6 protein-coding genes are annotated in these 6,164 nt (G+C 48.8%); 2 read left to right on the top strand and 4 right to left on the bottom strand.

The window, feature by feature from the left end:
• Window positions 1–129 precede the first annotated feature (129 nt).
• The 3 genes from NK638_RS06960 to NK638_RS06950 are packed head-to-tail and all read right to left on the bottom strand — an operon-like array spanning window position 130 to window position 3,016.
• Window positions 130–678 carry a DUF2127 domain-containing protein gene (locus NK638_RS06960; RefSeq protein WP_274632434.1) on the bottom strand — a complete coding sequence of 183 codons (549 nt, stop codon included), beginning with the start codon at window positions 676–678 and terminating at the stop codon, window positions 130–132.
• Window positions 671–1,882, bottom strand: a complete 1,212-nt coding sequence (locus NK638_RS06955) for a dihydroorotase (RefSeq protein ID WP_416376123.1) — start codon at window positions 1,880–1,882, stop codon at window positions 671–673. Before NK638_RS06955 ends, NK638_RS06960 begins: the two co-directional genes overlap by 8 nt.
• A gap of 60 nt (window positions 1,883–1,942) precedes the next feature.
• The gene (locus NK638_RS06950) at window positions 1,943–3,016 is read right to left on the bottom strand and encodes an aspartate carbamoyltransferase catalytic subunit (RefSeq protein WP_201584887.1); all 1,074 of its coding nucleotides are present in this window, start codon (window positions 3,014–3,016) and stop codon (window positions 1,943–1,945) included.
• A gap of 391 nt (window positions 3,017–3,407) precedes the next feature.
• Between NK638_RS06950 and NK638_RS06945 the strand changes: the two genes are divergently transcribed.
• Together NK638_RS06945 and NK638_RS06940 are read left to right on the top strand one after the other, a co-directional pair.
• Window positions 3,408–4,391: a class 1 fructose-bisphosphatase gene (locus tag NK638_RS06945; RefSeq protein WP_274632433.1), complete on the top strand. Its 984-nt coding sequence runs from the start codon at window positions 3,408–3,410 to the stop codon at window positions 4,389–4,391.
• Window positions 4,392–4,491: 100 nt separating this feature from the next.
• Window positions 4,492–5,286 carry a TrmH family RNA methyltransferase gene (locus NK638_RS06940; protein WP_274632432.1) on the top strand — a complete coding sequence of 265 codons (795 nt, stop codon included), beginning with the start codon at window positions 4,492–4,494 and terminating at the stop codon, window positions 5,284–5,286.
• 32 nt (window positions 5,287–5,318) lie between these two features.
• Here NK638_RS06940 and NK638_RS06935 read toward each other — a convergent pair whose 3' ends face one another.
• Entirely contained in the window at window positions 5,319–5,963 is a 645-nt protein-coding gene (locus NK638_RS06935; RefSeq protein ID WP_274632431.1) for a 2OG-Fe(II) oxygenase, read from the bottom strand.
• Window positions 5,964–6,164: the final 201 nt, after the last annotated feature.

Raw genomic sequence — 6,164 nt, 5'->3', positions numbered from 1 at the left:
TCTGTCGGCGTAGGCACAGCACCCAAGAAAAACAACGTTTCATTGAGCGACTTGATAGCCATGTATCTGTTTTACTTGGACTCGACTATGTTTGACGGTACTACTGAGTTGATGGGCTAAATAAAATCGTTATATCAACCCCTTTCGTTTCATATTGCGATAAACCACAAACACGATAACGATATTTGAGATCAGTATCGCAAGCTTAAACCAATCAAACGGGCGTGCTAGCAAATAGTAAATCTCGATAGGTATAAATATGCCGTAGCCCAGCACACCAAACCAATACGCCCATGTCTTATCTTGCCACAAGCCATACGCCTCCAAAAAACGCAAGCTGGCGTACGCAACGATCAGTAGCAAAAACATGGGCCAGTTTTTACTGGCCTGCTGGGCAATGCGCACCGCACTTTCGATCTGCGGCGCTAGCAGCTGACCGAAGCTTTGCTGCCAAGCGTCATTTGCATGGCTTAGCCAGTACTCAAGGCTTGCATGCCATGACCATAACGCCCCAGCGCCAAGAATAGCCCCCGTCCCTTTGACCACCTCATAGATGGCCACTGCTTTGATAGATTCACTGGCGGTGCTCGCCGACTTGTGTGATCGGTGGGGCGCATGAGAAGAGCCATCCTCGCCAGATGGCGGCAAACGATCATCTGATCGAGGCAGATTAGCCAAAGAAAGTCTCCACGACGCGGCCTTGCAACTGCTGGTTAAAGAATGGCGTGTTTTTGCCGTTTGAGAGCATAGACTCTTTGGTGACTTGCCATTTTAGTGTAGGATCGACCAATACCGCGCCACCGATGTGCTCATATTGCTCACTGATGCCTGCGATTTTAGCAGGATTGAGACAGATTTTATCTACCAGTTGCTCGAGCGTTAAGACCTCGTCGTGTACCAGCTGACAAGCCAGCGCCATAAAGGTATCAAAGTTTGAGATACCAGGGGTGCTCTCAGCAAACGGGGCTTTTTTGGCGGTGCTATTGAGTGGCTCATGGTGGCTACAGATGGCATCGATGGTCCCGTCTTTTAGGCCACGGCGGATGGCTTGCTGATCGGTATTACTACGCAGCGGCGGCAGCACATACGCTTGGGCGTTAAAACCTTCCAAATTATCATCGGTCAAATAAAGCTGATGCATGGCCACATCACACGTGACAGGCAAGCCCTTATCTTTTGCCCAGCGCATCAGCTCAATCGAAGACTTGCAAGACAGCTGACTAAAGTGAGCGGCAATGCCTGTTTCTTCCACCATCAGCAGCTGCGTAGACAAAGCGACTGTCTCAGCGATCCACGGGATACCTTGTAAGCCATGATAAGATGCAATATAGCCCTCATGCGCCACCCCTTCTCCCGCCAGACTTGGCTCATTGGGATAAAAGAATACCTTCATACCAAACGTGGCCGCGTACTCAAGCGTACGTAGCAGCACCAGATCATTGCTAAAAGGTCTGCGCGCATTAGAAACCGCGATGCACCCGCCTTTTTTTAGGCCAGCGATGTTAGAGGGGCGCTCACCTTCTAGACCTGCTGTCAATGCGCCTAAAATATGCAAATGAATGCCACCATCGCTCAGCGCACGCTCACGTAGGCCTTTTAATAATGAGCCGTTTTCTAAAATGGGGGTGGTGTCAGGCGGAATGACCACATGCAAAAACCCATTGCCACGCGCCGCCGACCCTTCTGACTGTAAGGTGCCATGCTGCTGCTGACCTGGCTCGCGCAAACGCGCGCACAGATCGACCAATGGTGGGAGCAGCCACATCTCGCGCTCCGCCTCTAAGCTTGCGAGCTTGTCATAGACAGTGCTTGGTAATGATTGTTTGATGGCGGCCGGCAGGTGGTCAAATATCGGCGCATCTGTATTGAGTGTAGTAGACATGAGCGTTATTACCGTATCGATAAAATGAAAATAAAAAAGAGTAAAATAATCGTTTGGGCTTTATAGGCGAGACGCCTGATGGGCGCGCTGACCTTCCATGGCCAATGCCAACACCGCCATACGAATCGCAATACCATTATTCACCTGCTTTAAGATGACCGACTGAGCGCCATCAGCCACGCTTGAGGCAATCTCTACCCCGCGGTTCATCGGCCCTGGGTGCATGACGAGGGCATCAGGCTTGGCCAATGCCACCCGCTCTGGGGTGATGCCATAATGTTTGTAATACTCGCTAGATGATGCCAGTAGCGGCGAGCCAATACGCTCATTTTGAATTCTCAAGCCCATGATGACATCACAATCGCTGACGCACGCATTCATGTCTTCATAGACCTTGACACCATACCGTTCAATACCTTTTGGCAGTAAGGTACGCGGTGCGCAGACACGAATGTCTTTTACGCCTAAGGTCTGCAGCGCACTGATGTCCGAGCGAGCTACCCGAGAGTGTTTGATATCACCAATAATGGCTACTGATAGCGCCTCAAACGGCCGCGGTGCTTCGCGGTGAATCGTCAGCATATCGAGCATACCTTGAGTCGGATGCGCATGCCAGCCATCCCCACCATTGATGATAGCAATATCAGGCGTCACCTCTGTCGCCATAAAGTGCGCTGCACCCGAGGCCGAATGACGCACCACAAAGATATCTGCCGTCATGGCTTGCAGATTCCACAAGGTATCGCGTAGGCTCTCGCCTTTTTTGGTACTAGAGCGTTCGATATCGATATTGAGCACATTGGCACCAAGACGTTTTTCGGCCACTTCAAAGGTCGTACGGGTACGCGTCGATGGTTCAAAAAATAAGTTCATCACCGTATAGCCGTCAAGCTCAGGACGGTTAATCAGTTGCCCATTTTCATCAAAAAAAGTCTCTGCTTTGGCGATGATTGCTTGCAGCTGAGCCTTATTGAGTCCCTCTACGCCCAAAAAGTGACGAATACGATTGTCTGCATTGAGCTGCGGACGACTCAATGAGCTATTGAGCCTTTGATGAATGGTATTGGGGTCAAACTTGGCATAATCAGTGGGTGAGACCGACTGCGTTAAGGGACTATCGATAGAGTTTGGCATAAGGACACGTCTTTATTGTGAGTTGATATGAGGCTGTATGAGGGACTGTATAAGATACGACCATAATACACAGCCCGTCAGTCTTTATTGGCTTTTATTCGATCATTTGGTGCTGGCATGGGCAGACACGGGGACTTTTTAGCGCTTATTTGCTACAATTTACCTTAATGACACAAGCGTCTTATCGGTGAGATATCTTGTCGCCTTCAGGACGCCGCCGAGTCAAACCATAAATCATTAACAATGCACATAGTGTAGCTGATTTTGTGGTCAGGACAAAGACGCGCTATCAGCTATTTCAAAATTTGCTTAGCCGTTGAGCGATGGCCACGACATCTTTTTATCATGATCCGTTTTTTTTATCTCTTCATATAACTTATCAGGAAGCCTTATGAGCACCTTAGCAAATTATCTAGACGCGCATGCTAAAGACCCTGCGCTTAGCAACGTAATCACCACCGTGACGGAGGTGGGCAAGACCATCTCTGGGCTGCTCAAAAAAGGCGCGCTCGCCGATATCTTGGGCGAAGCGGGCAATCAAAACGTCCAAGGCGAAGAGCAAAAAAAGCTAGACGTGCTGGCCAATGACTTACTGCTGGACGCCTTAGCAAAAAACACTCACTGCGCAGGCGTCGCCTCAGAAGAATTAGATGATGCCACCCCTGCCAATGCAGATGGTAGCCTATTGGTGTTGTTTGACCCGCTCGACGGCTCATCAAACATCGACATCAACATGGCGGTTGGCACCATTTTTTCTATCTTACCGTATGAGCGTCAAGGGCAGAAAAGCGAAAACAGTGACTTTTTGCAAGCGGGCAATAAGCAGCTGGCAGCCGGTTACTTGCTATATGGCACCTCTACGGTGCTGGCACTGACCATCGCTGATAATGTGGTTATGTTTAGCCTAGACCCAGACAGTGGCGACTATATTCTTATCAATGACCATGTGCAAATCGCCGCCGATACCAGCGAATATGCTATTAATGCTTCCAATTATCGCTACTGGCTGGCGCCGATGCAGCAATATATCGATGAGCTTATCGCGGGCAAGACGGGCGTTCGCGGCCGTGATTTTAATACGCGCTGGGTCGCTGCAATGGTCGGCGATGTTCATCGCATTTTATGCCGCGGTGGTCTCTTTACTTATCCGTTCGACACCAAATACCCTAACAAGGCAGGTAAGCTGCGTTTGATGTATGAAGCCAATCCGATGAGTTTGCTGATTGAGCGGGCAGGCGGCGCGGCGACAGATGCCATCAACCGTATTTTGGATATCGAGCCGACTGACATTCACCAGCGTGTGCCGGTGGTATTAGGCAGCAAAAACGAAGTCAACTATGTCAAAGACTTGCACGTACAGCACGCTCACTCATAAGCTTGACCCATCGGTTTATCACAATCAGGATAACGCTTGTTTTGTTTAATCGCACCTTATCCTGATTGCTCCACTTATATTTTTCTCTAAGCGATCTATTATGGTAGCAAACCCCACCGAGCTGATTACCTCAGATAAGAATAATACCGTCAAGCTGGTCAAAGGCTTGTTGACGCAAGCCCGCCAGCGCAAAAAACACAGCCAGACCGTGCTCGAAGGCGTACATCTAATTGATGCTGCATTGCGTAGTGATTATCCGTTTGCCCAAATCCTGCTGGCTGAATCAGCGCATACGCATCCTGAGGTTGGGCAACTATTGACGCGCCTACCAAGTCATACGCCGATCATAACGCTATCAGACTCGCTGTACGAGAGTATTCGTAGTCTCGGTACGGGTATCGACATCATGGCGCTGATTACCATACCCACGCCCAGCTTACCGATGCTTGCAGAGGATTGTTTGATCCTCAATGACGTACAAGACAGTGGCAATGTGGGCACCTTGCTACGCACCGCAGCAGCGGTTGGTATCTCTCATGTTTTATGTACCAGCGCGACGGCGCAGGCTTGGTCGCCTAAGACCTTGCGAGCAGGTATGGGCGCACAGTTTGCCCTACATATCTATGAAGGCTTGAGTATTCAAGACATTTTAGATCATGTGCAAGCGCCGTTATTTGCCACCAGCTCCCACACTGATACGCTTATTTATCAGCACGATTTGACCCAGCCTATCGCTTGGATTATGGGTCATGAGGGTCAAGGGGTGTGTGCCGAGCTGATGCAATGCGCCACGCCCATTGCTCTACCACAGCCCAATGGTCAAGAGAGCTTAAATGTGGCTATCGCAGGGTCGCTGTGTCTATACGAGACGTTACGGCAAAGACAGTATAACTAAACCTCCTTAAACTTCACGCTAGAAACTTCACACTAGCTGACGTAAGGGTTTGCTCGTAGCCATTTAGTGGCTAAAAACTTCGTGCCTTTATTTACTGGCATGCCTGCGTGTAAGCTTAAAGGTTCGATACTGCCATCAAACTTGGTGTTAGCAAAATATAATGCCATACCCTTTTTGGGTCTGACTTCTAGATTTATCTTTGGAAAGTTAGTACCGCCGCCCGCCTCGACATCCGATAGATACATCAGCAAAGTACCGACGCGTTGACCACCTTTACCGATGTTTTTTTGATAATTTGCGTTTTTAGGATCAAAAAAATCATAATGTGGGCGATATTCTTGGCCCTTACCATATTTTAAAACCTGTAACCCTTCTCCATGAACCACTGGCCAATGTAATAGGGCTGCTATCCTATTTTCTATTGTCGTTATCAAAGGCGTAGCACCGCGCTGGAAGCCGTGGCTTTTACTAGTTCTAGCATCGTGCTCTGCAAAAGTACCATCGACAGGGCTCACAACTCGAGAGTCTCGCATATTCCCTTCAGCACTGCTTATCAGTTGATCACACTCTTTATGACTTAAGAAGCCTTCGATGACGGCGACAAAGGGAGGGTAAAAAGTCGATGCCAGTCTCACCGTCTTATCCGGCAGCACTATCGAGTTATGGCTCATATCCATATAAGGAATATTGATCGTACCTGATTACTGCGACATTAGCTCATAGGCTGCGCCATAAAAACCTCTCTCAAAAAGCGTATTAATGATTTTATGATAAGCGACGCCGCGATTTATATTGTTTGCGATCCACTGCTGCCAAGTCGGTTCTAACTGTAAAATTGCATTCATACTGATTCTCTACCTTCTCGTCCGTGACAATTA

Source organism: Psychrobacter sp. A3, assembly GCF_028823565.1.
In the GTDB taxonomy this organism is placed as follows: domain Bacteria; phylum Pseudomonadota; class Gammaproteobacteria; order Pseudomonadales; family Moraxellaceae; genus Psychrobacter; species Psychrobacter celer.
The sequence above is the reverse complement of the archived record's forward strand: the minus strand, read 5'-3'. Positions and strand labels throughout refer to the sequence as shown.